This window comes from Vibrio scophthalmi (genome assembly GCF_040869025.1).
GTDB lineage: Bacteria > Pseudomonadota > Gammaproteobacteria > Enterobacterales > Vibrionaceae > Vibrio > Vibrio scophthalmi.
The window spans coordinates 1,522,785-1,549,297 of record NZ_CP134271.1; the positions used below are offsets into that span (position 1 = coordinate 1,522,785).

Annotated in this window: 25 protein-coding genes and 1 riboswitch; of the genes, 13 read left to right on the top strand and 12 right to left on the bottom strand. The window is 45.5% G+C overall.

All coding sequences use genetic code 11. The features are described 5' to 3' along the window. Window positions 1–246 precede the first annotated feature (246 nt). From recG to gmk, 5 genes are all read right to left on the bottom strand, one after another. A complete protein-coding gene (gene recG, locus RJD38_RS06940) occupies window positions 247–2,325 on the bottom strand; it encodes an ATP-dependent DNA helicase RecG (protein WP_065545863.1) in 2,079 nt (692 codons plus the stop codon). A 278-nt stretch (window positions 2,326–2,603) separates the two neighbouring features. After that, window positions 2,604–3,287, bottom strand: a complete 684-nt coding sequence (trmH, locus tag RJD38_RS06945) for a tRNA (guanosine(18)-2'-O)-methyltransferase TrmH (protein WP_005596947.1) — start codon at window positions 3,285–3,287, stop codon at window positions 2,604–2,606. A gap of 66 nt (window positions 3,288–3,353) precedes the next feature. Further along, window positions 3,354–5,474 (bottom strand): bifunctional GTP diphosphokinase/guanosine-3',5'-bis pyrophosphate 3'-pyrophosphohydrolase, encoded by a 2,121-nt coding sequence (spoT, locus tag RJD38_RS06950; RefSeq protein WP_005596949.1) that lies wholly within the window; start codon window positions 5,472–5,474, stop codon window positions 3,354–3,356. Between the two features lie 37 nt (window positions 5,475–5,511). Continuing rightward, a complete protein-coding gene (rpoZ, locus tag RJD38_RS06955) occupies window positions 5,512–5,784 on the bottom strand; it encodes a DNA-directed RNA polymerase subunit omega (RefSeq protein ID WP_005596951.1) in 273 nt (90 codons plus the stop codon). A gap of 112 nt (window positions 5,785–5,896) precedes the next feature. Beyond that, window positions 5,897–6,520, bottom strand: a complete 624-nt coding sequence (gene gmk, locus RJD38_RS06960; protein ID WP_005596953.1) for a guanylate kinase — start codon at window positions 6,518–6,520, stop codon at window positions 5,897–5,899. A 372-nt stretch (window positions 6,521–6,892) separates the two neighbouring features. Next, window positions 6,893–6,992: riboswitch (purine riboswitch) on the top strand. 65 nt (window positions 6,993–7,057) lie between these two features. On the opposite strand from gmk, the gene RJD38_RS06965 reads away from it, so the two are divergent. The 3 genes from RJD38_RS06965 (at window position 7,058) to pdxY (ending at window position 10,123) form a co-directional block, all read left to right on the top strand. Next, window positions 7,058–8,428 carry an NCS2 family permease gene (locus RJD38_RS06965; RefSeq protein ID WP_065545862.1) on the top strand — a complete coding sequence of 457 codons (1,371 nt, stop codon included), beginning with the start codon at window positions 7,058–7,060 and terminating at the stop codon, window positions 8,426–8,428. Between the two features lie 126 nt (window positions 8,429–8,554). Beyond that, on the top strand, window positions 8,555–8,980 hold the full coding sequence (locus tag RJD38_RS06970) for a phosphate-starvation-inducible protein PsiE (protein ID WP_005596958.1): 426 nt from the start codon (window positions 8,555–8,557) through the stop codon (window positions 8,978–8,980). A gap of 279 nt (window positions 8,981–9,259) precedes the next feature. Next, entirely contained in the window at window positions 9,260–10,123 is an 864-nt protein-coding gene (pdxY, locus tag RJD38_RS06975) for a pyridoxal kinase PdxY (protein ID WP_065545861.1), read from the top strand. Window positions 10,124–10,211: 88 nt separating this feature from the next. Here the strand turns inward: pdxY and RJD38_RS06980 are convergent, their stop codons facing one another. Then, window positions 10,212–11,078 (bottom strand): YicC/YloC family endoribonuclease, encoded by an 867-nt coding sequence (locus RJD38_RS06980; protein ID WP_005596962.1) that lies wholly within the window; start codon window positions 11,076–11,078, stop codon window positions 10,212–10,214. 196 nt (window positions 11,079–11,274) lie between these two features. Here RJD38_RS06980 and rph point away from each other — a divergent pair, with 196 nt between their 5' ends. After that, the gene (rph, locus tag RJD38_RS06985; protein ID WP_005596964.1) at window positions 11,275–11,991 is read left to right on the top strand and encodes a ribonuclease PH; all 717 of its coding nucleotides are present in this window, start codon (window positions 11,275–11,277) and stop codon (window positions 11,989–11,991) included. A gap of 218 nt (window positions 11,992–12,209) precedes the next feature. Beyond that, complete coding sequence (pyrE, locus tag RJD38_RS06990; protein ID WP_009386216.1) at window positions 12,210–12,851, top strand: orotate phosphoribosyltransferase; 642 nt, start codon at window positions 12,210–12,212, stop codon at window positions 12,849–12,851. A gap of 236 nt (window positions 12,852–13,087) precedes the next feature. Here the strand turns inward: pyrE and RJD38_RS06995 are convergent, their stop codons facing one another. The 3 genes from RJD38_RS06995 to coaBC form a co-directional block, all read right to left on the bottom strand. Then, window positions 13,088–14,038, bottom strand: a complete 951-nt coding sequence (locus RJD38_RS06995; RefSeq protein ID WP_065545860.1) for a Kdo(2)-lipid IV(A) acyltransferase — start codon at window positions 14,036–14,038, stop codon at window positions 13,088–13,090. Window positions 14,039–14,095: 57 nt separating this feature from the next. Then, complete coding sequence (slmA, locus tag RJD38_RS07000) at window positions 14,096–14,686, bottom strand: nucleoid occlusion factor SlmA (protein WP_005596971.1); 591 nt, start codon at window positions 14,684–14,686, stop codon at window positions 14,096–14,098. 114 nt (window positions 14,687–14,800) lie between these two features. Then, window positions 14,801–16,000, bottom strand: coding sequence for a bifunctional phosphopantothenoylcysteine decarboxylase/phosphopantothenate--cysteine ligase CoaBC (coaBC, locus tag RJD38_RS07005; RefSeq protein ID WP_065545859.1), 1,200 nt, complete (start codon window positions 15,998–16,000; stop codon window positions 14,801–14,803). A gap of 238 nt (window positions 16,001–16,238) precedes the next feature. Between coaBC and RJD38_RS07010 the strand changes: the two genes are divergently transcribed. The 7 genes from RJD38_RS07010 to RJD38_RS07040 all read left to right on the top strand — a co-directional run bounded on the left by RJD38_RS07010 (window position 16,239) and on the right by RJD38_RS07040 (window position 22,951). After that, a complete protein-coding gene (locus tag RJD38_RS07010) occupies window positions 16,239–17,918 on the top strand; it encodes a methyl-accepting chemotaxis protein (RefSeq protein ID WP_065429651.1) in 1,680 nt (559 codons plus the stop codon). A gap of 121 nt (window positions 17,919–18,039) precedes the next feature. Next, window positions 18,040–18,714, top strand: coding sequence for a RadC family protein (radC, locus tag RJD38_RS07015; RefSeq protein WP_009386212.1), 675 nt, complete (start codon window positions 18,040–18,042; stop codon window positions 18,712–18,714). A gap of 281 nt (window positions 18,715–18,995) precedes the next feature. Then, window positions 18,996–19,232, top strand: a complete 237-nt coding sequence (gene rpmB / locus RJD38_RS07020) for a 50S ribosomal protein L28 (RefSeq protein ID WP_004728407.1) — start codon at window positions 18,996–18,998, stop codon at window positions 19,230–19,232. 14 nt (window positions 19,233–19,246) lie between these two features. Further along, a complete protein-coding gene (gene rpmG, locus RJD38_RS07025; protein ID WP_005596979.1) occupies window positions 19,247–19,417 on the top strand; it encodes a 50S ribosomal protein L33 in 171 nt (56 codons plus the stop codon). Between the two features lie 122 nt (window positions 19,418–19,539). Continuing rightward, entirely contained in the window at window positions 19,540–20,040 is a 501-nt protein-coding gene (locus RJD38_RS07030) for a hypothetical protein (RefSeq protein WP_065545858.1), read from the top strand. An 11-nt stretch (window positions 20,041–20,051) separates the two neighbouring features. Then, on the top strand, window positions 20,052–20,858 hold the full coding sequence (gene mutM, locus RJD38_RS07035) for a bifunctional DNA-formamidopyrimidine glycosylase/DNA-(apurinic or apyrimidinic site) lyase (protein ID WP_065545857.1): 807 nt from the start codon (window positions 20,052–20,054) through the stop codon (window positions 20,856–20,858). A 122-nt stretch (window positions 20,859–20,980) separates the two neighbouring features. Then, complete coding sequence (locus RJD38_RS07040; protein ID WP_065545856.1) at window positions 20,981–22,951, top strand: LTA synthase family protein; 1,971 nt, start codon at window positions 20,981–20,983, stop codon at window positions 22,949–22,951. 8 nt (window positions 22,952–22,959) lie between these two features. Here the strand turns inward: RJD38_RS07040 and coaD are convergent, their stop codons facing one another. Beyond that, a complete protein-coding gene (gene coaD / locus RJD38_RS07045; protein WP_065545855.1) occupies window positions 22,960–23,454 on the bottom strand; it encodes a pantetheine-phosphate adenylyltransferase in 495 nt (164 codons plus the stop codon). Between the two features lie 124 nt (window positions 23,455–23,578). Between coaD and RJD38_RS07050 the strand changes: the two genes are divergently transcribed. Then, entirely contained in the window at window positions 23,579–24,610 is a 1,032-nt protein-coding gene (locus tag RJD38_RS07050; protein WP_065545854.1) for a glycosyltransferase family 9 protein, read from the top strand. A 48-nt stretch (window positions 24,611–24,658) separates the two neighbouring features. On the opposite strand, the gene RJD38_RS07055 is transcribed toward RJD38_RS07050, so the two are convergent. Then, window positions 24,659–25,453, bottom strand: coding sequence for a glycosyltransferase family 2 protein (locus RJD38_RS07055; RefSeq protein ID WP_065545853.1), 795 nt, complete (start codon window positions 25,451–25,453; stop codon window positions 24,659–24,661). Further along, window positions 25,443–26,501: a glycosyltransferase family 9 protein gene (locus RJD38_RS07060; RefSeq protein WP_065545852.1), complete on the bottom strand. Its 1,059-nt coding sequence runs from the start codon at window positions 26,499–26,501 to the stop codon at window positions 25,443–25,445. Before RJD38_RS07060 ends, RJD38_RS07055 begins: the two co-directional genes overlap by 11 nt. Window positions 26,502–26,513: the final 12 nt, after the last annotated feature.

Here is a 26,513-nt window from a genome sequence, read left to right on the forward strand (position 1 = left end):
GGAATCTGTTTAGGCTGTACAGGTGGTCAAGTTCGGCTAAATGGCGATTGGAAATTAAAAAGTGCCTCTACTCTCTGCATCTTGCATACACGTAGGCGTATCTTGGTTATCAATGTCATTCCCTACAGTGAGGAACGAACGTGATAGGGAATCTGTTTAGCTGTATCGGGGGCTGAATTAAGCCTGAGATTCCCTATCACGCGGCAGGGAATGACAAAATGTTTGCTTTAGCGTTTTAGCTATACTCTAAGCTTTGGCGTAAATGTCGCGCTCACCTAGCCAACGTTCGATGATCGCGCTGGCATTGTGTGGGTATTGGTCGTGAATATGACGTGCAATGCGCTGAACTTCGGGGATTAAGCGTTGATCACGCACTAAATCAGCGATCTTAAAGTCGGCCATACCAGTCTGTTTGGTGCCAAGCAGCTCGCCCGGGCCACGAATTTCCAAATCGCGCTGTGCAATCACAAAGCCATCGTTACTTTCTCGCAGCACGCCTAAGCGCTTCTGAGCGGTTTTTGATAGTGGGGAGTGATACAGCAATACACAATGGCTTGCGACGGTTCCTCGGCCTACACGGCCGCGTAATTGGTGTAATTGTGCCAGACCTAAGCGCTCTGGGTTTTCAATGATCATTAAACTGGCGTTTGGCACGTCCACACCGACTTCAATCACGGTGGTGGCAACCAGAAGGTGCAACTCGTTATCTTTGAACGCCTTCATCACAGCCTGTTTCTCAGCTGGCTTCATGCGGCCATGCACCAAACCAATTTTGACATCAGGTAGGATACGTTGCAGTTCTTCGGCGGTATCCGCTGCCGCTTGTGCTTCGAGTACTTCTGATTCATCAATCAAGGTACATACCCAATAAGCTTGTTTACCTTCGTTTAAGCAGGCATTACGTACGCGTTCGATGATGTCATCACGTTTGGTATCAGGGATCGCGACAGTTTGAATTGGGGTTCTGCCCGGTGGTAGTTCATCAATCACCGAGGTTTCTAGATCGGCATAGGCAGTCATCGCTAAAGTACGCGGAATTGGTGTCGCGGTCATGATCAACTGATGCGGGAAACTGCCTTGCTTTTCGCCTTTGGCGCGCAGTTCTAAACGCTGGTGGACACCAAAACGGTGCTGTTCATCAATAATAACTAAAGCCAGATTGTGGAAAGCGACATGTTCTTGGAACAGAGCATGAGTACCGACCACCATTTGCGCCTCTCCACTGGCAATCGTAGCCAGTTGCGTCTCTTTGGCTTTACCTTTGAGTTTACCGGCTAGCCAACCCACCTTGATGCCCATTGAGTCGAACCATTGAGCAAAGTTGATCGCGTGTTGTTCGGCCAGTAGTTCAGTTGGTGCCATCAACGCCACTTGGTATCCGTGTTCTATCGCACGTACCGCCGCTAATGCCGCGACTAAGGTTTTACCTGAACCAACATCGCCTTGCACTAAGCGCATCATAGGATGTGGCTTTGCCAGATCTTGTTCAATTTCACCCACCACTCGCGCTTGCGCATTGGTGGGCGAGAAGGGCAGTTGCGCTAACAATTGCTGTTTAAGTTGATTGACCGCAGGCAGCGCGAGCGCCACATCTTGTTGGCCTTTGCTACGCACGGCGAGCATCGAGAGATTTTGAGCCAGCAATTCTTCCATGATCAAGCGAATCTGCGCGGGATGTTTGCCTTCATCAAACTGCACCAAATCGATATCTGGTGTTGGACGATGAATGGTATGCAATGCGTGAGCAAGAGTGATTTGCTGTGGGTAGAGCCCATTGGGCAGCAGTTCTTGCACCGCAGCTTTGTCTAATAAAGCGAGCGCTTGATCGGTTAAGTTCCGCAAGGTCAGTTGGCGTAGACCATCAGTGGTTGGATAGACGGGCGTTAAGCTTTGTTCGGTTTCTGCTGGCTGGTTGGGCGCGTAGAACTTGTAATCGGGATGGATAATTTCCAAACCGTAGTTACCGCGTTTGATTTCGCCATAGGCGTGGACGATTTTGCCTTCCGTAAAATTGTTTTTCATGCCGGCGGTAAAGTTAAAAAACTTCAGTGCAACCGTGCCATTGCCATCACTGATTTTCACCGTCAGCATTTTGCGTTTACCAAACAGGGTATCAGCGCTCATCACTTTACCTTGCACCGCTGCCCATAGGCCGGCATGCAGTTTGATCATTGGGTAAACGCGAGTGCGATCTTCGTAACGCAGTGGTAGGTGAAACAGCAGATCTTGCACGCTGTTGAGGCCAACTTTTTCGAGCTTCTCGGCCACCTTGACGCCAACACCCGTCAGGGAAGTAAGAGGAACAGCAGAAAGAAGTTGCGACATAACACAGGCTCGTTAACGAAGATAAAGCTAGTTAACCATTTGGCTGTGTTTTTGTACAGGGGAAAGTGAGTGCGCAAAAGCAAGAGCTGAGATGCGAGAGAAGGGCTAAGAATTGAGAAGCGGGAGAAAAGTAAAGAATCGAGAGTCGAGAAGGGGTTAGAAGTTCCCAATTCTCGTAACGGAATGCTATCGCTTCTAAATCTATTTCTCGAAGCGAAGCGCTCTCAATTCTCGATCTTTCTCGATTCAGGCTTTTTCTCGCCTCTCGATTCTAGCTTCTATTTCTTCTGCATCTCTGCCCACCAATCGTCATCGGCGACGATTTGGCCTTCGTCATCTAATGGTGGGTAAGGCATCTTTTTGCGCTTAGCGACTTTGGCCAGAACGGGGTGGCCGCGTTCAAACAGAATGCGATTGATCACTTCTTCAGACAGCGGGCTGGTTTCGCGATCGTACATACCGGCCGCTTCACGTTGGCGCTGCGCTTCGTACATGATCACTGCACTGGCAACGGAAACGTTGAGCGATTGCACCATGCCCATCATCGGGATGATGATGTCTTGATCTGCCAACGCTTTCGCACGAGCAGATGCGCCGACTTTCTCGCTACCAAGAATAATGGCGGTTGGCTTGGTGTAATCAATCTGGCGAAAATCGACAGCCGTGTCCGATAAGTTGGTCACCAAAATCTGCATGCCTTGGGCTTTTAGCTCGCCAATAGCATCATCGATGGAGCTGTGCGTATCCACTTCGACCCAATTGCGCGCGCCAGCGGAGGTGTGCGTGAGGGTGCGCATTTTAGCTGGCCATACCGCATGGATTTTATGGATGCCTGTTGCGTCGGCGGTACGAATTACCGCAGAAACGTTATTTGGCTTATGCACTTCTTCTAAGCAGAAAGTTAGGTCGGTTTGGCGTGCTTTGAGCACTTGTTGGATACGGTTATATCGTTCTAAATTCATAATCTACGCACTAAAAATAAAAGCCCTTGAAATGGGGTAATTTCAAGGGCCAGTAAAGATATTAAATCAGTTCTTACGACGGCGAACTTTGAGAGTGTACGGCATCGATTTAATCCGGCGCATAATGCCAGCCAAATGAACACGGTCTTTGGTGGTGAGTAGTACCGTAACGGTATACAAACGCCCATCACGCTCTTCTGTAGAAAGGCCGTGAATATTAGAACCGGTTTTTGAGATCACGTTGGTTAGCTCAGCCAAAGCGCCTTGACGGTTTTGTACGTCAACACGAAGTTCGGTGCTGAACTCTTGATCATAATCGTCAGACCATTCAACCGCCATGTACTTATCTGGTTCACGTTGGTAACCACGTACATTTGGACAAGTCTCGCGGTGCACCACTAGGCCACGGCCTGGCGATACGTGAGCGATGATGTGGTCATCTGGAATTGGGTGACAACAGTTAGCGAAGGTGAGCAAAATGCCTTCTGAACCACGAATTGGCATTTTCTTCTTCGGTGTATCGCTGGTGGATTCGACTTCAGTCAGTTCGTCTGCATCGCCCAATAGGCGGCGAGCAACGACGATACTCATCAATTCACCCAAACCAATATCGGCCAGCAGATCTTGCACCGTATTGATCTTCAGCTCTTTCAGTACATGGTTGATATTTTCATCGCTGATGTCTGAGAGCGATAGTTCACCCAAAGCATGATTGAGCAAGCGACGACCGAGAGTGATCGACTCTTCACGACGCATGGTTTTCAGCACTTGACGGATCTTAGTACGTGCACGTGAGGTGACGACATAGTTCAACCAAGCGGCATTCGGGCGTGCGCCAGGTGCGGAAATAATCTCAATCGTTTGGCCGTTTTTCAGCGATTTGCTTAGTGGGTATGGATTGCGATCAACACGCGCACCCACACAGGTATTACCGACATCGGTATGCACCGCATAAGCAAAATCGACCGCCGTTGCGCCGACAGGCAATTCAACAATACGACCTTTTGGTGTGAAGACGTAAATCTCATCTGGGAACAGATCGGATTTTACGTTTTCAATAAATTCAAATGAGTTGCCAGCACTTTGCTGCAGCTCAAGTAGGCTTTGCATCCAGCGCTGAGCTTTGACTTGCGCTGTGGTGCCCGTGCGATCGCCATTGCCTTTATAAGACCAGTGCGCCGCAACACCTTTATCCGCCATTTGATCCATATCTTCAGTACGGATCTGCACTTCAACCGGTACGCCGTGAGGGCCGACCATTGAAGTATGAATAGATTGGTAGCCGTTGGCTTTTGGTACCGCGATGTAATCTTTAACACGCCCCGGACGTGGCTTGTAGAGGCTATGGACTTGGCCAAGTACGCGATAACAAGTATCGGCAGCATCAACAATCACACGGAAAGCGTAGATATCCATGATGGTATGGAATCGCTGGTCCTTGGTTTTCATCTTGTTGTAGATGGAAAACAAGTTTTTTTCGCGGCCAACAACACGTGCAGTCAGGCCTACTTCTTCAAGGCGGCCTTCAATCTCACTGTGAATACGTTGGATCATCTCTTTACGATTACCGCGCGCCGATTTGACCACTTCTTTTAAAACACGATAACGATTTGGGTAGAGTGCTTCAAAGCCAAGCTCTTCCAATTCGGTTTTAATGTTGTGGATACCAAGGCGGTGGGCGAGAGGAGAGTAGATCTCAAGGGTTTCACGAGCGATGCGACGTTTTTTATCCGGGCGGAGAGCGCCGAGCGTACGCATGTTGTGGGTTCGGTCAGCGAGTTTGATCAGAATAACGCGAATGTCTTGCACCATGGCAAGGACCATTTTGCGAAAGTTTTCTGCTTGCGCTTCTTTGCGATCACGAAATTTAAGCTTATCCAGCTTAGAAACACCATCCACAAGTTCGGCAACGGTCGTGCCAAATTTTTCTTCTAGATCTTCTTTGGTGACATCACAATCTTCGATGACATCGTGAAGTAGAGCCGCTTGGAGCGTTTCAATATCAAGGCGCATTTCGGCCAAGATGCGAGAAACCGCAACAGGGTGGATGATATAAGGCTCGCCGCTAGAGCGAGTTTGCCCTTCATGGGCATCTTTCGCTACCACATAAGATTGACGCAGAGCCTCAATTTGAGGCTCTGTTAGATATTCTTGGGCAACGTCTTTGAGGCTATCGAATAGATACAAACTTTAGGCCTAGGAAAGAGTTGTAGAGAAAGTCAGATTAGCGAGTGTGAGCGATGCTGCTTACTGCTGCTAGTTCTGCTGCTTCTTGCTCTTGTTGCTCTTGACGCTCGCGTGCATCAAGGATGTCTTTAGTGATAAGACCTTCTTCGATTTCGCGTAGAGCGATAACCGTCGGTTTATCGTTCTCTTCTGGCACTAGTGAATCTTTCATGCCAGTTTGCATTTGACGAGCGCGGCGAGCCGCAATCAGTACTAGGTCGAAACGGTTGCCAACTTTTTCAACAGCGTCTTGAACAGTTACGCGTGCCATGAGGACTCCAAATAGTTAACTAAAATTTTGAATGACGAGAAATTATACAGGCTTACGCGACTATATTCTAGCCACAGCGCTGTCTCATCTGTGAATGGCTTTTGGGAGACCCTTACTCAGCCAGTAAAGCGTCAAGCATGCCTTTATATTTAGCAGCTTGCTTATCTTGCTTCAATCTTTCTGCACGGATGATAGCTTTAAAGTCCATCAATGCAGTATCAAAGTCATCATTCACGATAACGTAGTCGTACTCGTTATAGTGAGAAATTTCTGCTTTTGCTTCTGCCATGCGTTTTGCAATCACGGCTTCGCTATCTTGGCCGCGTGCGTTTAGGCGGCGCTCTAACTCACCATTTGATGGCGGTAGAATGAAGATGCTTTGCGCTAGTGGCATTTGCTCACGGATTTGACGAGCGCCTTGCCAGTCAATATCAAGGAATACGTCGATGCCTTTTTCAAGGTTTTCTTCGATCCATACACGAGAAGTGCCGTAGTAGTTACCGAATACTTCGGCATACTCAAGAAATTCTGATTTTTCAATCAACTCTTCAAAATGTTCTTTTTGCACAAAGTGATAGTGCACGCCATCTTGCTCACCAGGGCGCATACCGCGCGTCGTGTGAGATACAGATACTTTCATCGCGTATGTTGGATTGGTTTCCAGCATCGCTGAGATCAAGCTAGATTTACCAGCGCCGCTCGGTGCCGAGACGATATATAGAGTACCTTTGCCCATATGTAACGTTCCACATTTGGTTGGATGGTGCCGAAAGAAGAGTCGACTGTTTAAAGATAGCACTGACCAAGAAGAATCACGTAAATAGTGAAAATGAGGTCAGAAAAATGGAGGCGAAGAGTAGCACGATCACAAGGATCATAACAAGGAAAAGAAATGGCTTCACCGGTTAAAGCCATGCAAAAACGGCCAGAAGAAGGATCTTCGCTTGATGGCCATCATTGGCGGCTAGGTAAAGGGAGTGCGTGGCTAATTGATATGTGTGTGGTTGATTAAAAATAGTGTATGTAATGAAACAATCAAAGCAATCGTTTGCATTATTTCGCAATCACAAGTTAAAAAGCGTTGAACTTTTACTCTAAACCCTTACAATCCGCGCAAACGATTACGTGCTGTATATGTCTAGTGAATTGGACTGGACGTCTCTACCATCGAGCCTATCTCGATGACTACAGTAAGTTGGCTTATTTTAGGCGAACTTTCTCTATATCAGCATGTGTACCCATCTTCTATTTTATTAAGTTGTAAGGTTACATTGTGAGTGTCGAATCTACCCTCAAAGCCCAGAAATCTTCTGGCATTCTAGAGTCGATCTTTAAGATCTCAGAACGAAAAACCACGGTTAGCACCGAGCTGTACGCTGGCTTTATTACCTTCTTGGCGATGAGCTACATTCTCGCGGTCAACCCAGCGATTTTGGGTGGTATTCCGGGGATGGATAAAGGCGCGGTGTTTACGGCGACAGCAATCTCAGCGGCGATTGCGACCTTGATTATGGGTATTTGGGGTAACTACCCAGTGATGCTGGCACCGGGCATGAGTATGAATGGCTTTTTCAAAGGCATGTTGCTCAGCGGTTCAGTGGCTGTGGTATGGCACGAAGCACTTTTCGGTATTTTCCTCTCTGGTGTGCTGTACCTGATTCTATCGATGACCAATATTCGTAAGGCGATGATTGAATCACTGCCAGAGGATTTGAAACTGTCGATCACGGTATCCTTGGGGCTGTTTATTGCTTTTTTGGGTTTGAAAAATGCAGGCATCATCGTTTCTAACCCAATCATTCTGGTCAGCATGGGTGATATCGCTAATCCGCAGGTATTGATTGCTTACATCAGTATCTTTATCGCCCTCGGTTGTATGGTGCGTGATATTAAATTAGCGACCTTTATCTCTTTTGTATCAGCCATCGTATTAACGGTCATCGCGGATGTCATGCTGGGAACCAACTACGCGCCAATTCCGGATCAAATCGTGTCAATGCCGCCGAGCATGGACAGCACTTTCGGTGCGATTTTCGATTTATCGGGCATTACCATGGATAAGTGGTTTGATTTACTGTTTATCGTGGTGATCTTCCTAATTGTCGATTTCTTTGATGGCCTTAGCACCATCATTGGCGTAGGCCGTGATGCCGGTATTATTGATGAAGATGGCAAAGTGCCCAATGCACGTTCTGCGCTGGTTGCCGATGCGGGCGGTACCGTAATTGGTTCTATTTTGGGTACCACGTCGATTACCGCATTCTCTGAGTCGGGTATTGCTTCTTCGCAAGGTGCGAAGACCGGTTTAGCTGCAGTATTGGTGGCGGGCATGTTCTTGCTGTCGTTGTTCCTTTACCCGCTGTTCTCTATCTTCTCCGCAGCGATGGTGGCTCCTGCGATGGTCGTGGTTGGGATCTACATGATTGGTCGTTTAGGCCAAATCAACTGGGATCAGAAAGAGTCACGCATTTCAGCTTTCTTTACCATCATGTTTACCGTGTTGAGCTTCTCGCCAGCGAACGGCATGGCGATGGGCTTTATTAGCTACTGTTTCGCCATGGTTGTGGCTGGCCGAGCGAAAGAAGTGCACCCAGCGATTTATGTGTTGTCATTGGTGTTCCTTGCGTACTTAGTGTTGTTGTAACCCGAACAGCCGCTATTGGTATTAAAACTGCAAAATAAATGGCCTTGCGCTTTGCAAGGCCATCCCTCTTTCATAAAGCCGTGATAAAATTAACCATTAGATGTTAATTATTGATGAGCTTGAACCATGCCTTCTAATCTTCCCAAGTCGTTTAGTCGACCGTTTTTAAAAGTATTCCATATTTTGGAAGCGATACTCTTGGTCGCGATTACGCTAGCCACCTTATTCGCGATGGTGGAAGAGTTTGTGCATGTTTTTGTCGAAAGGCGCGTGCAGTTAACCGATATCTTGCTGATGTTTATCTATCTTGAAGTCTTGGCGATGGTGCAGCAGTTTGTGATGAACGGTAAGATCCCGGTGCGCTACCCGATCTATATCGCCATGATGGCGATTGCTCGTTATATCACTCTGGGAATGAAAGAGCTCGATGCCACCTTGATTGTATGGCTATCATTGGCTGCCTTTATTCTTGCCGCCGCGACCTTATTGATCCGTGTTGGTCACCACTATTGGCCATACATCGACGGACGTACCACCGAAAAAGACGAATAGTCGAATATGGTCGCTCAGAGCCTCGCAATTGCGGGGCTTTTTAGTGAGTGAGTTAGAGTTATTGATGAATTAATCAGAATAGTTGCGGTAACGCAGACACTAAGCAATGACGTCATCGGATTTTTGGTTCAAACTAATCACTCACAGTTAATTTCGTTACCCGCACGCATTTGCAGATAAGACGGGTATATCGTTGATACGTATTTGAAACACAACGTGAGTCGTCTGTACTCTAGATAGTCAGTGTTAGGAGCGTTAAAGCTCGCTTTTGAGGTAGTTATGCAAGGTATTCTTTCCATCCAGTCTCACGTTGTTTATGGCTGTGCCGGCAACAGTTCAGCGGTATTTCCACTGCAACGTTTGGGGCATATCGTGTGGCCGATTCACACCGTGCAATTCTCTAACCATACCCAATACACCCAAGGTTGGACGGGTAAGGTGATGCAGCAAGGTGATATCACGGCATTGGCCGATGGTTTAATCAATATCGATGCCGCGCGTAAAGTAAAAGCAGTGATCTCTGGTTACATGGGCAGCGGTGTGCAAGCCGATGAAATTTTGGCAACCGTTGAGCGCGTTAAGCAACACAACCCGCAAGCGCTCTACGTGTGCGATCCTGTGATGGGCGATCCGGAAAAAGGATGTATCGTCAGCCCTGAAGTGACCGAAGCTTTGTGTGAGCGTGTCATGAAAAAAGCTGACATCATTGTGCCAAACCAATTTGAATTAGCGCGTTTTACCGGCATTGAAATTCATGATTTGGACAGTGCGATTGAAGCGTGTCAGCTTGCGTTAACCATGGGGCCAAAGATTGTCTTGGTTAAGCACCTACACTGTGCTTCTAAGCAAGATTTCACCATGCTGATGGCGTGTGATGAAGGACTATTCTTGATTACACGTCCACTATTGGATTTTGTGCGCCAGCCTGTGGGCGTGGGTGATTTGATTACTTCTATCTTTACCGGTCACTACCTGAACAACAATGATCCAGTCTTGTCGTTTGAGTTGTGCAATACAGCTGTGTATAGCGTGCTAAAAGAGACCGCTGAACGTAATGAGTGGGAACTGCAAATTGTTCCGGTGCAAGACGCGGTTGCCAGCACTGATGAGCCAGCGTTTAAAGCACAAAAGATTGAGCGTTAGATTCTAGCGTGCTTAAAATTAAAAAGCCCTGCACCGTTGCTTAAAACAGTTCAGGGCCTTTTTTGTTCTCTGGAATATCGTAATACGATTACTCGATATTCTGGATCTGCTCGCGCATCTGTTCGATTAGAACTTTTAGTTCAACACCGGATGCGGTGATGTCGGTGCTGATTGATTTTGACGCTAGCGTGTTTGATTCACGGTTGAACTCTTGCATCATGAAGTCCAGTTTACGACCACAAGCGCCGCCTTTCTTCATAACAGCCAAAGTCTCTTTTACGTGAGAATCTAGGCGATCCAACTCTTCCGCTACATCTGATTTTTGCGCCAGTAAGATTAGCTCTTGTTCAACGCGTGAGCCATCAAGATCAACTTTCGCATCTTCAAATTTACCCAGTAGGCGCTCACGTTGCCACACAAGAATTTCAGGCATACGCGCACGTACTTTCACCACTTCATCAGTGATGGCGGTTAAACGCTGCTCGATCAGCGCTTTCATGTTGTCGCCTTCACGGCCACGCGCTTCGATAAACTCGTTGATGGCGTCATCAAAGCCAGCAAGAAGGTCTTTGTTTACGCTGTCCATGTCTTGCTCAGGGGTTTCCATCACACCAGACCACTGCATGACTTGGAATGGGTTAATACGGCTGTCATCACCGGTTAGTGCCATCACTTGCTTTGCTGCATTGATTACTTGTTTGGCTAGCGTTTCGTTGATGGTCAGATCGCCTTGCGCTGCAGGGTTTGCTTCAAAACGTAGGTGACACTCTACTTTACCGCGCGCTAGACGTTTGCGGAAACGGTCGCGTAGAATTGGCTCTAGGCCACGGAACTGTTCTGGTAGGCGGAAGTAGGTTTCAAGGTAGCGTTGGTTTACGCTGCGAATTTCCCATACTGCTGTGCCCCAGTCGCCTTTCACTTCTTTACGGGCATAAGCTGTCATGCTGTAGATCATCGAATTTTCCTGTCTTATATATGCTGAAAATTAACCCTGAGATAGTAGCACAGTTGGCGTAGCAATCTTGCGGTCTATTATTGCTTTATGAGGATGAGATGGATTTGAGCATGTAGCTTTACTCGCCAGTCCCACTCTTTTCCGCTATAATCTTGCCCCAACCAAACGTTTCCCCTGCTTATTAAGGTACATGCCCATGCGTCCAAATGACCGCAAGGCGGATCAAATTCGCCCAATCAAAATTACTCGTAACTATACTGCGTATGCAGAAGGCTCTGTACTCGTAGAGTTCGGTAACACCAAGGTTCTTTGTAACGCTTCTATTGAAGAAAACGTACCGCATTGGATGAAAGGCAAGGGTAAAGGCTGGGTAACGGCTGAATACGGCATGCTGCCACGTGCAACGCATACGCGTAACCGTCGTGAAGCGGCAAGCGGTAAGCAGGGCGGCCGTACCATGGAAATTCAACGCCTGATCGCACGCAGCTTACGTGCTGTGGTTGACCTAAAAGCGATGGGCGAGTTTATGATCACAGTTGACTGTGATGTTATCCAAGCAGATGGCGGTACGCGTACTGCGTCTATCTCTGGTGCAAGTGTTGCGCTAGCAGATGCATTCCAACACCTGATTGAAAAAGGCAAGTTGAAGAAAAACCCAATGAAAGGCCATGTTGCGGCAGTTTCAGTGGGTCTGCTGGGTGATGACGTGTTGTGTGATCTTGAGTACGTTGAAGATTCAGCGGCAGACACTGATATGAACGTAGTGATGACCGAAGATGGTCGCATGATCGAAGTGCAAGGCACAGCAGAAGGCGAACCGTTCACTCATCTACAATTGCTGGCGCTATTAGAATCGGCAACCAAAGGTGTGGCAGATATTGTCGCGGCGCAGAAGGCGGCGTTGGCAGAATAATCATTTTATAGCTTCCTTTCGGAGGCTATTTTTTTATTTTCGTCATAGATGGCATCAATGCGTTGTTAGCGTCGCTTCCTCACCCTAATCACATACTGGAGTATGCTCATAGGGATGAGGAATCTTGCTGCCTAGCCTTGAAACCATCTATTTAGAAAATGTTTCGTTATTGTTTATGAATAGTTTAGAGCACTAGACCTTTATTTAGAGAGTAAGAGATGAAAGCATACCAGCGTGAATTTATTGAATTTGCATTAGAGAAGGAAGTTTTAAAGTTTGGTGAGTTTACTTTGAAATCAGGCCGTAAGAGCCCGTATTTCTTTAACGCTGGCCTGTTTAATACTGGCCGTGATTTGGCGCGTTTAGGTCGTTTTTATGCGGCGGCGCTAGCAGACTCTGGTATCGAGTTTGATGTGTTGTTTGGCCCTGCTTACAAAGGCATTCCAATTGCGACGACGACAGCGGTTGCACTGGCTGATCACCATGATATGGATAAGCCTTACTGCTTTAACCGTAAAGAAGCCAAAGATCACGGTGAAGGTGGCAACTTAGTCGGTAGCGCACTTGAAGGCCGCATTATGCTGGTGGACGATGTGATTACAGCAGGTACGGCGATTCGTGAATCTATGGAAATCATTCAAGCGAACGGTGCAGACCTTGCGGGCGTATTGGTTGCGATTGACCGTCAAGAGAAAGGCAAAGGTGAGTTGTCTGCGATTCAAGAAGTGGAGCGTGATTTTAACTGTGAAATCATCTCAATTGTGAGCTTGACCGATCTGATCACTTACCTTGAAGAAAAAGGCACCAGTGCAGAGCATCTAGAAGCTGTCAAAGCGTACCGCGCGCAATACGGAATCTAATAGCAAATTTTTTAAGCGAGATTTGCTATCACGTTCGTTGCTCACTGTCGCAAGTGACGGCCAATGAGAGCATTGTTCATGGCTCATTGTCCATTGGTCATCCTAGAGAGCAGGAACGACGAGTCGGGGATCTGGTTTGATTAAAAAGAAAAGGGGTTGATGGATATCCATCAGCCCCTTTTTGTTTTTTTTGCTGTCGTATATTGTTTCGATGCTGCTTACTGTTTTGATAGTGCTTACTGATAGCGACAGGCTTTTTTCTTGCTTTGGTCAGCCATGGTTTTAAAACGCTTGTGCAGCCACATCCATTGCGATGGTGCGCGTAGGATAATCATCTCGACGTATTTATTCATGTATGCCGCCGCGGCTGTTTCGTCTTTTTGTGGGTAATCTTGCTCGATAGAGATATCGGCAATGATTTCATATTTACCTTGCTCGTTTCTAAACCCAGAACCCGGGATGATTTTGCATTTGCTGGTGTAGGCAAGAATGCTAGTGCCGGTGGTAGTGCAGGCATCTTCGACGGCAAAAAATGGCACGAATACCGATTTGTTACGGCCATAGTCATGATCGGGCAAATAGAAGAGGTGCTCACCGTCGCGTAATACTCTGATCATCTGTTTGATGTCTTTGCGATCAATCAGTTTGTTGCCGTTGTGGGTGCGGCCCCAATACTGAATAAAATTATAGGCTGGGTTGTTGTGTGGGCGAAAAACGCCGTAGCCACCTAAGCCCATTACGCCTAATGCGCGAGCCGTGATCTCTAAGTTGAGCGCGTGTACGCAGCACAGCAGAACGCCTTGTTTTTCAGCGGTGTATTGGCGTAGCAGTTGAGTGTCTTTATCGACAATGATGCGCTTGAATCGCCATGTTGGCCAAAACCAAGTAATGCCGGTTTCAATTAAGGCGAGGCCGGTATTTTTGAAGTTATCTTCGACGATGGCTTGGCGCTCTTGCTCGCTCTTTTGTGGAAAAGCGAGCTCAAGATTGCGTTGCGTGATATGAACTCTGCTTTTGCCATATTTCATACCGATGTGGCCGATAAATCGACCAAAGCGATAGAGCAGTGAGTAAGGAAGTATATTGACGATGATGGCTAAACATCCAAACCCCAACCAAACACCCCAATTGCGCGGGTGTAATAGTGATAAAGAAAAGGTTGGCTTGGCGTATTTATCGTTACTCATAAGTCACTATCCCAAACAGAGTTGCATGTTTAGATTTGAATAATTGATGGCTACCCGTTACTCAATTTGATTTTTTAGCAGGGCCCAGTATTCGTCAAAGTTAGCGGTCGGTTGATATTTAAAGTCAGAACGCACGAAGCGATTTAGGCTGCCTTCTACCTGACCAAGCAATTGCGCAGCGAGGATGCTTTCATCCACCGGGAACGATTTGCCTTCACGTAGTTTACGCTCACGCAGAATCTGACGCAAAGAGGTTTCAATTCGCTCGAATAACTGGTTAATACGCTCACGTAGACGCTCATTTTCAAACATTAGCGCGTGACCAGAGAGAATACGGGTAAGGCCCGGGTTGCGCTCAGCAAAGGCGAGTATTAATTGTAGCACCAAGCGAATGCGTGTAAGGGTGTCTTTTTCTTCATCTAAAATGCGGTTGATGCGCGACATTAAAGACTCTTCGATAAATTCGATCAAGCCTTCAAACATGCGTGCTTTACTTGGGAAGTGTCGGTAAAGCGCTGCTTCAGAAACGCCAACTTGTTTCGCCAGTTTTGCAGTTGTAATACGAGAGGCACCCTCGTTAGATTCCAACATTTGTGCCAACGCTTGTAAGATCTCTTCTCGGCGATTGGTTTTTCTTGTTACAGCCATCAACGCTTCCTTTTATTACCACTTATTTAGCAAAGAAATGTTCACCCTACTTCCTACTTAAGCAAAGCAGGATCAAAGCAGGGTGATTAGCTCAAAAAAATTAAGAATTTCAGATTACAGTTTATCGGCAATCATCTGCAAAATTTGCTGCGCAATCTGTTGTTTTGATGCAAGAGTAAGTGATTGCTCACCCTCTTTCCAGTATACGGTAATGGCATTATCGTTACTATTGAACCCTTGCCCAGCAAGCGAGACATCATTCGCACAGATCATATCGAGATTCTTACGCTCAAGTTTGCTTAGTGCGTACTGTTTTACGTTTTGCGTTTCCGCAGCAAAGCCGACGGTAAATGGGCGATTTTCTGTCATGGCGGCGACGCTAGCCACGATGTCAGGGTTCTTGATCATCTTCACCGTCATCGCATCGTTATCTGCCGTTTTCTTCAACTTGTTGTCGGCTACGGTTTCTGGGCGATAATCGGCGACTGCTGCACAGCTAATGAAGACATCACTTTGCTGGGCGTGATTCATCACCGCTTGGTGCATATCCAAAGCGCTTTCAACGTTCACGCGTTGGCAGCCTTGTGGGGTAGCTAATGCCACCGGGCCGCTGACAAGCGTTACTTCCGCACCCAGTTTTTGCGCCATGTCTGCCAAAGCGAACCCCATCTTGCCTGAGCTGTGGTTACTGATATAGCGCACAGGATCGATCGCTTCACGAGTAGGGCCTGCGGTGATCAGAATCGATTTGCCTTTGAGTGGCTTATCGGCAAAAAATTGCTCACACAAACCGACTAATTGCATTGGCTCTAACATGCGGCCTGGGCCGACATCGCCACAGGCTTGCTCGCCAGCAGCGGGTCCCCAGATGTGCATGCCACGACGCGCAAGCGTCGCAATGTTCTCTTGAGTGGCTAAATTCAGATACATCTGCTGATTCATCGCAGGAGAGACAGCAGTCGGTGCATCGCTAGCAAGTACTAACGTTGTTAGCAGGTCATTACCCATGCCAGCGGCCATACGGGCAATTAAATCTGCCGTTGCAGGAGCAAGTAGCACCAAATCCGCCCATTTAGCCAGCTCGATATGGCCCATTGACGCTTCTGCGGCGGGATCTAATAAGCTATCAGAGACCGGTCTGCCCGAAACGGCTTGCATGGTGAGCGGGGTAATGAACTCTTTGGCTGCGTGCGTCATCACGACTTGCACTTGAGCGCCACGCTCAATCAGGCGACGGGTTAACTCGGCACATTTATAAGCCGCAATACCGCCACTAATACCAAGTAGGATTTTTTTTCCTGCGAGTGTTTGCATGTTTGAATCTCCAAATTTCTGCTGCCGATAATATCACAACCGCCGATGGGATTAAGTGTGATGACCTCCGCCGAAACAAACCTAAGTCAAACTAGTGAACAATAGTTCACCTAACTAGTACTAATTCGTTACTTACTTCACAGATAAAAAATAGAGTTAACGCAATATAAAAAGTATGTGAACCAATCAGATAACTTTCATGATTGGGGCGGGGGCACACAAAAGACAGGTAAAGAATATGGGATTTTCGCTTAAGAGCCGCAGTAAGTTGACACTGGTTACCATCATTCCATTGGTATTGATCACCACCTTGATTACGATGGTTTATTACTTCAACGGTTTAAAAAGCCTCGATAGTCAGCTGACCACTTATCGCCAAGAGCTTATCGAAGTAAAGAAAAGTGAACTGAAAGCGTTTCTGATGATGGGTGTGACGGCAATTAAACCGCTCTATGACACCGATGTTGATGGCCAAAATAAGCAGCAAGCCAAAGAGATTCTCAAAGCGATGCGCTTTGAAAGTGATGGTTACTTTTTTGCTTATGATTCACAAGGGGTTAATACCTTACATGCCATTAAGCCAGAGCTTGAAGGCAAGAACCTTATGGGGATGAAAGATGAAAACGGCGTCGGCGTGATTTCAGGTTTGATTGATGCGTCTAAAAATGGCGATGGTTTCCTCTATTTCTCATGGCATAAACCAACGATTGACGCTCAAGCACCGAAGCTCGGTTATGCCGAATATCTCAAAAAATGGGATTGGGTGTTGGGAACCGGTATCTATATTGATGATATCGATCTTCAAGTCGCCGCGTATCGTGAATCACGCATGCAAGCACTCAACACGCAGACTTTTTCTGCCATCGTATTATCCTTTATTAGTTTGTTGATTACTTGCGCCGTGATAAGCGTGGTCATTTCTCGTGGTGTGAGACCGCTACAACACATAGCGGAATCACTGAAAGATGTTGCAGCGGGTGAAGGTAACTTAGCGGCGCGTTTAAAAGTTGAAAGTCAGGATGAGGTGGGAGAAGTGGCGCAGGCCTTTAATGACTTCATGGATAAGCTCCACCCGCTTATTTCTGATATTCGTGGTAGTGCCGGTTCGGTAAAAGCGGCTGCAGGGCAATTGGATGGGCAAACGAGCCAAGCAAGTGGACAAATGCAGCGCCACTGCCTAGAAACCGATAAGGTCGTCACTGCGGTAACCGAGATGAGCATGACGGCCAAAGAAGTGGCCAGTAATACCAATGCCACTGCACAAGCTATTGATGATGCCAATGATCAGATATCAGATGCCCAACAAGAAGTGAACCATGCGATTGAAGGCATTAATCAATTGGTTAATGACGTTAACCTGACTTCCGAAGCTGTATCGGATTTAAGCGCGCAAACAGAGCAGATCACCAAGGTGTTACAAGTGATTGGTGAAATTGCAGAGCAAACGAACTTGTTGGCACTGAATGCGGCGATTGAAGCGGCGCGAGCTGGCGAGCAAGGCCGTGGGTTTGCCGTCGTGGCCGATGAGGTGCGTTCGCTGGCGAGTCGCACACAAAACAGCACTCATGAGATTGGTGATATGTTGAAACTGCTACAAAGTGGCGTTTCGCGTGCGGTGACGACTATGGCAACCAGTCAACAACGTGGAGAACAGACGGCGCAGGAGTCTAATCAGATCCAAGATACGTTGGCAGCGGTGCAATTTTCGGTATCCACTATTCGTGATATGGGGCTACAAACGGCTTCTGCGGCGGAAGAGCAAAGCGCAGTGGCGGAAGAGATTAATCGCAACTTGGTTGAGATTCAGCACATCGTCAATGAAATTAATCAAACTCTACAGCAGTCGGAGTCGATCAGTTCTCAATTGACCCGTTCGGGCGATGAGATGCATCGCTTGGTTGGGCACTTCAAACTTTGATGACGCACGCAATTACATTGTTTCGTTATCTCTGATAGGAAAAGCGAAAGCCAATTACCGCTTTCGCTTTTTATTTTGTTCAATGACCACTCTGACGCACAATCGAGAGTGGCTGAGCATCATGCCGACAAAATGTTTACCCAATAACGTAATGCCGCGTGAAAAACTGCTTTCGCATGGCCCTGCTTCTTTAACGGATACTGAGTTGCTGGCGATTTTTCTTCGTACCGGCACCCAAGGGATTAATGTGCTGGAGTTGGCGGATCGGCTACTACGTGAGTTTGGTTCGTTGAGAAGCTTGTTTGCCGCCTCAGAAGAGCAGTTTTGTACTCAGAAAGGGTTGGGTAAAGCAAAGTATGTACAACTGCAAGCCAGCTTGGAGATGAGTCAGCGCTATCTTAATGAGACGCTCAAGCGAGGCGATGCCCTGACCAGCCCGCAACAAACTAAGTTATTTTTGTCGAGTTTATTGCGCGATCGCCAGCGTGAAGGCTTCTATATCTTGTTTCTCGATAGTCAGAATAGAGTGATTCGCGGTGAATTGATGTTTGAAGGCACGATAGATTCCGCCTCGGTTTACCCCAGAGAGGTGGTTAAGCGCACCTTAGAGCATAATGCAGCGGCATTGATTCTGGCGCACAACCATCCCTCAGGCGTGGCTGAGCCCAGCCAATCGGATCGTCGCATTACCCGCCGATTAAGCGATGCATTGGCCTTAGTCGAGGTGCGAGTGTTGGACCATTTTGTGGTGGGGGACGGTGAAGTGGTTTCTTTTGCGGAGCGCGGGTGGATATGAATCACAATTTTAGTTGTGAGTTTGGCTAAATCTAAGTACAATCCATCGACATTTTTTAGACTAAATTCAGCTCTGCTTAAAAAAAGATCACAGAAATCTACAAAAAGGATCTGTTCGGGTATTGAGCAATGCTAACCAAGTTAGTATAATGCGCGACCTTTGATAGCCTTGTATAGACTTTCTATAGCGGATCTAAACCTCTATCCTTCTGTTTAAGAAATAGAAGAGGTTCGGCCACCAAGGTTGATATCGAGCTGAAACGATTTTGGAGAAGACATTATATGTCACGAGTATGCCAAGTAACTGGTAAGCGTCCAGTAACGGGTAACAACCGTTCACACGCACGAAATGCTACTAAGCGTCGTTTTCTGCCGAACCTACAAACTCATCGTTTCTGGGTAGAGAGCGAAAAACGTTTTGTTAAACTACGCCTTACTGCAAAAGGTATGCGCATTATTGATAAGAAAGGCATCGATGCTGTTCTTGTTGACATTCGTGCACGTGGCGAAAACGTTTAAGAGGAAAATAGGCAATGGCAAAGAAAGGCGTTCGTGAGAAAATTCGTCTAGTATCATCTGCTGGTACTGGTCACTTCTACACAACTGACAAGAACAAACGTAACATGCCTGGCAAATTTGAGATCAAGAAATTTGATCCAGTAGTTCGCCAACACGTTATGTACAAAGAAGGCAAAATCAAGTAATTGATTCTTCTTTGAAGCTTCTACTAGAAGTTTGAACGATAAAACCCAGCTCTCGAGCTGGGTTTTTTATTATCTAAAAACCCCATATACTCTCGTTAGATACTTAATCTAGGAAGAGAAGTATGCGTTCGACTATTCGGAATCGACGTCGTTGGAATAACCGCTTGATTTTAGGTGTGCTGATTTTTATGTTGGTGCTTAACCTACCGACATTGATCAAAACCTACCTATTAGATGACTCTGCTGAAAGTGATCATCCTTATCTGCTCAACCCCAACCAAGATCTGCAAGCTCTCTATGCTATGCAATGGTCGTTAACTAACGATCAGGATGGTTGGCAATTGAATCTTCCAGCGTCCATTTCCCCTCAAGATCTCGCACAACGCTGGAAAACGTTAGTTGGCACAGAGATTAGTGAGGAAAATTATCAATCTCTCCAAGCGAGCTTAACCTCACCCCAATCAATAGAAGCGTGGTACGTTGATCAAGAAGAGCCGCAAAGGATCACTTATTACCAGTTACCTCAGTTTTGGTTATTAAAGAACTGGCAAGACAAATGGATTGCTGTGACGGTTGAATCAAGCTACCTATTGCCGATCTATAGTCCATCATCAGAGAAATAGCGGAGATTATTGTGCCTGAATTACCAGAAGTTGAAGTGAGTCGGATGGGCATTTCGCCTCATTTGGTCGGAGAAACGATTCGAAGTCTGACTTTTCGTACGCCTAAGCTGCGTTGGGATATTCCTGTTGAACTGAAACAACTGGAAGGTCAGGTGATTCGTGATATTCGCCGTCGGGCAAAATACTTAATCATTGAAACTGATGCAGGTTGTGCGATTGTGCATTTAGGGATGTCTGGCTCGCTACGGGTACTAGATGCAGAGTTCCCGCCGAGCAAACATGATCATGTGGATTTACTGCTGACCAATGGTAAGTTACTGCGCTACAACGATCCACGTCGTTTTGGTGCTTGGTTATTTAGCCAAGATGGCGAACATGTCATGCTTGGCCATATGGGGCCAGAGCCTCTGACGGATGAGTTTAATGCGGAATATATGCTGCAAAAAGCATTGAATAAACGTGTTGCAGTAAAGCAATTTATTATGGATAACAAAGTTGTTGTTGGTGTTGGCAACATTTACGCCAGTGAATCTTTGTTTAGCGCGAAAGTACATCCCACTCGCACGGCTGGCAGCTTAACACTCGCTGAATGGGATAGTTTAGTTGCTGAGATCAAACAGGTTTTGACCACTTCAATCAAACAAGGCGGTACAACCTTAAAAGACTTTGCTCAAGCTGATGGTAAACCGGGATACTTTGCACAAGAGCTGCAAGTTTATGGCAAAGCTGGCGAGCCTTGTCCAAATTGCGGTGAAGAGATTGAAGCGCTCAAGATCGGGCAAAGAAATACGTTTTTTTGTTCGTACTGTCAGTTGTGAGTGATCCTGGAGATAATTCAGTGATCGTGCTGTAATTCACAGTCTTTCTATGTTCTTAAGCGGTGATACTTGGCTGCAGGTGTTAGAATCGATGCTTATCTTTTAGGTGATTTCTATTCTCTATGTCGTATTTTTCATCTTTTCGTAACCTAGTCGCTTGTCTATGGGTAGTGATCTTCATATCCGTGTTAATGCTGGCATTAGGGCGGAGCCTCTTTTTGCTGCAAGCTGTTGATGCGTCGTTATTGACTTCTCAATGGCAAGATGTGCTACGTGCTTTTTGGATGGGGGGGCGCTTTGATCTAAAAATTATCGTTATTGCCTATGCACCGTTATTACTATTTATAATAATATTTTGTACTTTGCTACGTCAGGAAGTGGTGTGGCGTTATATCTTGTCTGGGTATACAGCTCTTGTGACCTTTTTATTGGTTGGTGGAGCAATAGGTAACTATTACTATTTCATGACCTTTGGTAACCATTTTGATGTGTTTATCTTCGGTTTGCTTGATGACGATACTTCAGCTGTTTTAGCGAGTACTTGGAGTGACTACCCGATCATTCGTAGCGTTATTTTTGCTACTGTATGTGGATGGCTAATGAGTAAACTCGCTCACACGAGCTTTCAACAACAAAGTGGAGAGTTGAAGAAAATTCGCCCAGGTTTATCGTTCAGCTTAGTGTTGGTTAATATCATTATCTTTTTCATTTTTGCTCGAGGAACGTTAGGGTCTTTACCACTAAAACGATATCACGTGAACGTGTCAGAGGTTATCACTATCAATAAAATCGTCCCGAATGCATACATGGCTTTGGATTGGGCGAGAAGCGACTATAAAAAACAAGCTAGAGTTGAGCCAATAGATCGTGTATTAGTGACTGCCCAAATGGAAAAGGTACTCGGCCAGCCAACTCCTGAATATAGTACGCCGTATAACTCATATTTAGCGAATAACTCCCCTCATGTTGTCATGGCTATGATGGAAGGTTTTGGTCTTAATGTTCTGATTGAGGATGACGCTACAAGTAATGATTTATTAGGTGAATTACGCCCTCACTTCGATCAAGACTATCTTTTTACCCGTTTTCTGGCTGCAAGTTCAGCAACAATTGATAGTATTGTTGCGATGCTAGTCCATAGTGATGTACCAACGATCAGCCATTCTACTGCGCAGAATATTCCGATATCAGGCTCGGCTGTTCTGCCATATAAGCGTGCGGGTTACCGAGTGGTGTTTGTTTATGGGGGAAATGGTATGTGGCGAAATTTGAGTAACTACTTGCCTTATCAGGGGTTTGATCAAGTTTATGATGAAAATAGTATCATAGAGGCTTTCCCTGATGCGAAAAAGTATGCTGATACATGGGGAGTGCCGGATCACTATACGTATCAATTTGTGCGTCAACTGTTGAATGATGCACGGCAGCCGACGATGGTATTTATAATGTCGGTGACCAATCATTCTCCTTTTCGCGTGCCTGATAACTATCAGCCAAAACCCGTTGTAGTTTCAGAGCGGATGACTCATTTATTGGGTCCAATGGCTGATCAAGCTCAAGCATTATTGGAAACGTATCAGTATGCTAATGATGAATTTGGCCAATTTGTTAGTGGAATAAAAAATTCATTGTTGGCAGAAAAGACCGTCATCGCAGCGACGGGAGATCACCGAGTTCGCTACTTAGCGGTAGACAGTAAAGAAGAGTTTGCTTTAACACATGGAGTGCCATTTTACTTATATGTTCCGGGTATGATTTTGGCTAACACTCAAAATCATTACGACTCATCCCGAATTGGATCCCACCGAGATATTTTTCCAACCCTGTATCACTATAGTTTATCAAATCAAAATTATATTAGTTTGGGCGGAGACAATTTATTGTCTGGATCTGAACCAGATAATATAGGTGTTAATCTAAGTCGAATAATCACACAGCATGGTGCATTTGATACCAGTCGGCCAGAGGATATTTTTCCTTGGGTAGATTTACTTTTTACTTCACCAGAGATAGACGTAAACCCTGATGCGAGATGGGCAAATGAATACCGAAAACTACAGAATTACTATTTTCGGTCTCAATTGATGCATTAACAATGGTGCTAATTCTGGAACTTTTTATGTAGCGCATCAGCAACCAGTTTAGGCACGAAATTCGTGACATCGCCACCGTGAATAGCGACTTCACGAACGATGGTTGATGAGATAAAAGCATGCTCTTCCGCTGGAGTTAGAAATACACTTTCAAGTCCTGGCATTAGCCTGCGGTACATATTAGTTAAACCAAACTCATATTCAAAATCCACCGTTGTTCGTAGGCCACGAATTAGTATATTGGCTTGTTCTTGTTTGGCAAAATCGACCATTAAACCGGTAAAACCTTTTGAGCTAACATTATCGAGGTGGCTAGTCACTTGCTGGGCGAACTGAACTCGCTCTTCTAAGGTGAACATGGTGTTTTTACTAGGACTTGCCGCAATAGCAACGATGACTTCATCAAACATATCTGCAGTACGTTCGATTAAATCTAAATGCCCGTTAGTAATGGGATCAAAAGTGCCAGGGTATACGACACGGGATAACTTTTTTTGGCTCACGGTTCTATCCTCTAAATTTTAATGTTTTGTATGATAACAAAAAGGCTGACGTATACCCAATTAACCCGTTATCATGAAAAAGAGTTGTTATTTAACCTCAGCTAAAGAACATTTAGGAAAGGTAATGAAAAAAATACTGGTAGTTCGCAACGATAAAATTGGTGACTTCATGCTTGCTTGGCCAAGCTTTGCTATGTTGAAGCAGTCATTACCAGATAGCCATGTTACAGCATTAGTGCCTAGTTATACGTTAGCTTTGGCGGAGTTGTGCCCTTGGATTGATGAGGTCATATTAGACCCGACCAAAAATGGTGATAAAAAGGCACAGCGTGATTTGATTGCTACGTTAAAACAGCATAAGTTCGATGCATCGATCAATCTTTTTTCGACTAGTTACAACGGCAAATTAGTCTGGCAGGCAAAAATTCCTTACCGCCTTGCTCCTGCGACTAAATTTGCGCAAATTTTTTATAATAAGCGAATTAAACAAAAGCGTTCTCAATCAGCTAAACCTGAATATCAATATAATTTAGATTTAATTCGAGTATTTTTAACTGATCTCAATATCAGAATTATTGAACCGAACGCTCCTTATTTAACATTTAGTGATGAAGATCTTATTCAACAAAAAGCTAAATTGGCTAAATCGCTAGAGATTGATTGTTCACTACCTTGGTTATTTGTGCATGCTGGTAGTGGTGGTTCTGCCAATAATCTATCTCTTGTTCAATATTCCGACTTAGTTGAGGGGATTGAAGGAAATTTTGCCGTTATCCTAACTGCAGGGCCTGGTGAAGAAAAAAAAGCCGCAGAGCTACAAGAAATGCTTGCAGAGAAAGGTATAACGGCGGTGTTATATGATAAGAATGATGGATTAGTTGATTTTTCTCGTTCAATCGCTTGTGCTAGTTGTTTTGTTGCCGGTTCTACGGGGCCCTTGCATATTGCCGCCACGATAGATGTCCCTACGATTGGTTTTTTTCCAAGTAAACGATCATCAACCCCATTGCGTTGGCTCCCCATTAATTCAGAAGGTAAGCATATTGCGTTTTGTCCTCCGTCATCAGACGATAAGACAAGACAAGAGGATATGACGAGAATCGAAATAGCTAAAGTACTAGAGATACTTAAGCCTTGGATAGCGCAGTATCTGTAATGTTAGCTCTAAATGATGAAAAAGCAGCCGACATTCGGCTGCCTTTTATTAGAACTTTTCTGGCATTTTTGTTGTTTCGGTACGAATCCATAGATCGGCATATTTAACAAAAGTGGAGTGAGCGGAAAGAATAGAGAGTAAAAGCCCTTGTTTGCCATCTAAAAAACCAGCTTTAACGATATACATTTTAATAAAGCAACTTAGAGCATGTAAAATACCTTGCGTAAGACTACTCTTTTTACCTTTTTTCTCCCGTTGTTCGGCCCATGCCTTGGCATAACCGGCAGACTTAACTAAGTAGTGGTTCATATCACTATAGGTAAAATGAATTAGGTCACCGTGTAAATTGGCAATTTTCATTTCTTTTGTGACTTCGACCTTTTCATGTACTAATGCGTCATTGTATTGAGTTAGCTTGGTAGGGTACAAACGCAGTACACGATCAGGATACCAGCCACAATGCTTTATATAGCGTCCGAAAACCCAACTTAATCGAGTGGTTTGATAGACGGTATTGGAGGGCATATTATTTACGACGGCTAAGAGACTAGATTGTAATTCTGGAGTAACACGCTCATCAGCATCTAGCCAAAGCACATAATCAGATTCTACATAGGATTGAGCTATTTGGCGTTGAGGGCCAAACCCAGGCCACTGTGTGTTTACATAGAATTTTTTTGTGTATTTACGTGCGATTTCTTCCGTATTGTCAGTGCTTCCTGAGTCTAGAATAACAATTTCATCCACCCAGTCTTTTACTGTTTTTAAACAAGCATCAAGGTGCTGAGATTCATTTTTGACAATCAATGCTACGGCAAGAGTCGGTCTATTACTATTTTGCATGGATATGTTTACCCTGAGTAATTGAATTAAATTGTTTGATCACGGACTCGAGGCTGATATCCGCCATAATGTTGCAACCTTTTACTCTTGTTCCCCATGAGAGTTTTTCTACGTTTTTCCCATGTTGTTGTTTTGCATGTGTTTCATAAACGCTGACCACATGGTTTAGATCGTTGTAGGGGCCTGTCCGGCTTGGATTGCTATGGCCATACAAGCCGATCACGGGTGTTGATTGTGTTGTTGCAATGTGAGCAGGACCTGAGTCTGGCGCTAGTACAAGCTGTGCTTGTTGAATAATCGCAGTAAGTTGTTTTAACGTTGTTTTAGCGACTAAATTAATCGCTTGATGTTGCATTGAGTCTTGGATTGAAAGGGCTAATGAGACTTCTCTTTGTGCAGGAGAACCACAGATAATCACTTGATAGCCTTGCTCTATCACATAGTCAGCAAATTGAGCATAGCGCTCGACAAGCCAATTACGCTCATCTTTACTTGCAGCCGGACTGATCACTACCGTTGGTCGATTATTTATGTATTGGGATGCAAACTGTTTATCTTCAGCGGATATGGGGAGATTCCACGTTGGTTTTTGCGTGGAAACACCAAGGTAATTAATAAAAGAGAAAAAGCTATCTAATACATGCTGGGATTGAGTATCACTGATCTTACGATTAGTGAATAGCCATTGGCCTTCTTTAGCGCGCCGAAAATTAAACCCGACCTTATATGTTGCTCTAATTCCGAGAGTGAGAACACTGGCTCTGAGTGCTAACTGCATGTGCACCAAAGCATCAAACTGACGACCTTTTAGCTGTTCCCAAACCGCCTTCATTCCTAAAAGTCCTGCTTTCTTATCGAAAATAATCAACTCAACACCGTCTAGGCCATCGAGCAATTGCGCTTCTACTTTACCTATGACCCAAGTAATCTTGGTTGATGGCCACTGTTTTTGCAGTGCTTGAATGGCTGCAACTGCATGGCAAACATCGCCAATTGCAGATAAACGCAAAAAACAGAGTGAGTCAGGAGCATGCTTGAAGAGAGGCATATCAATTATCCA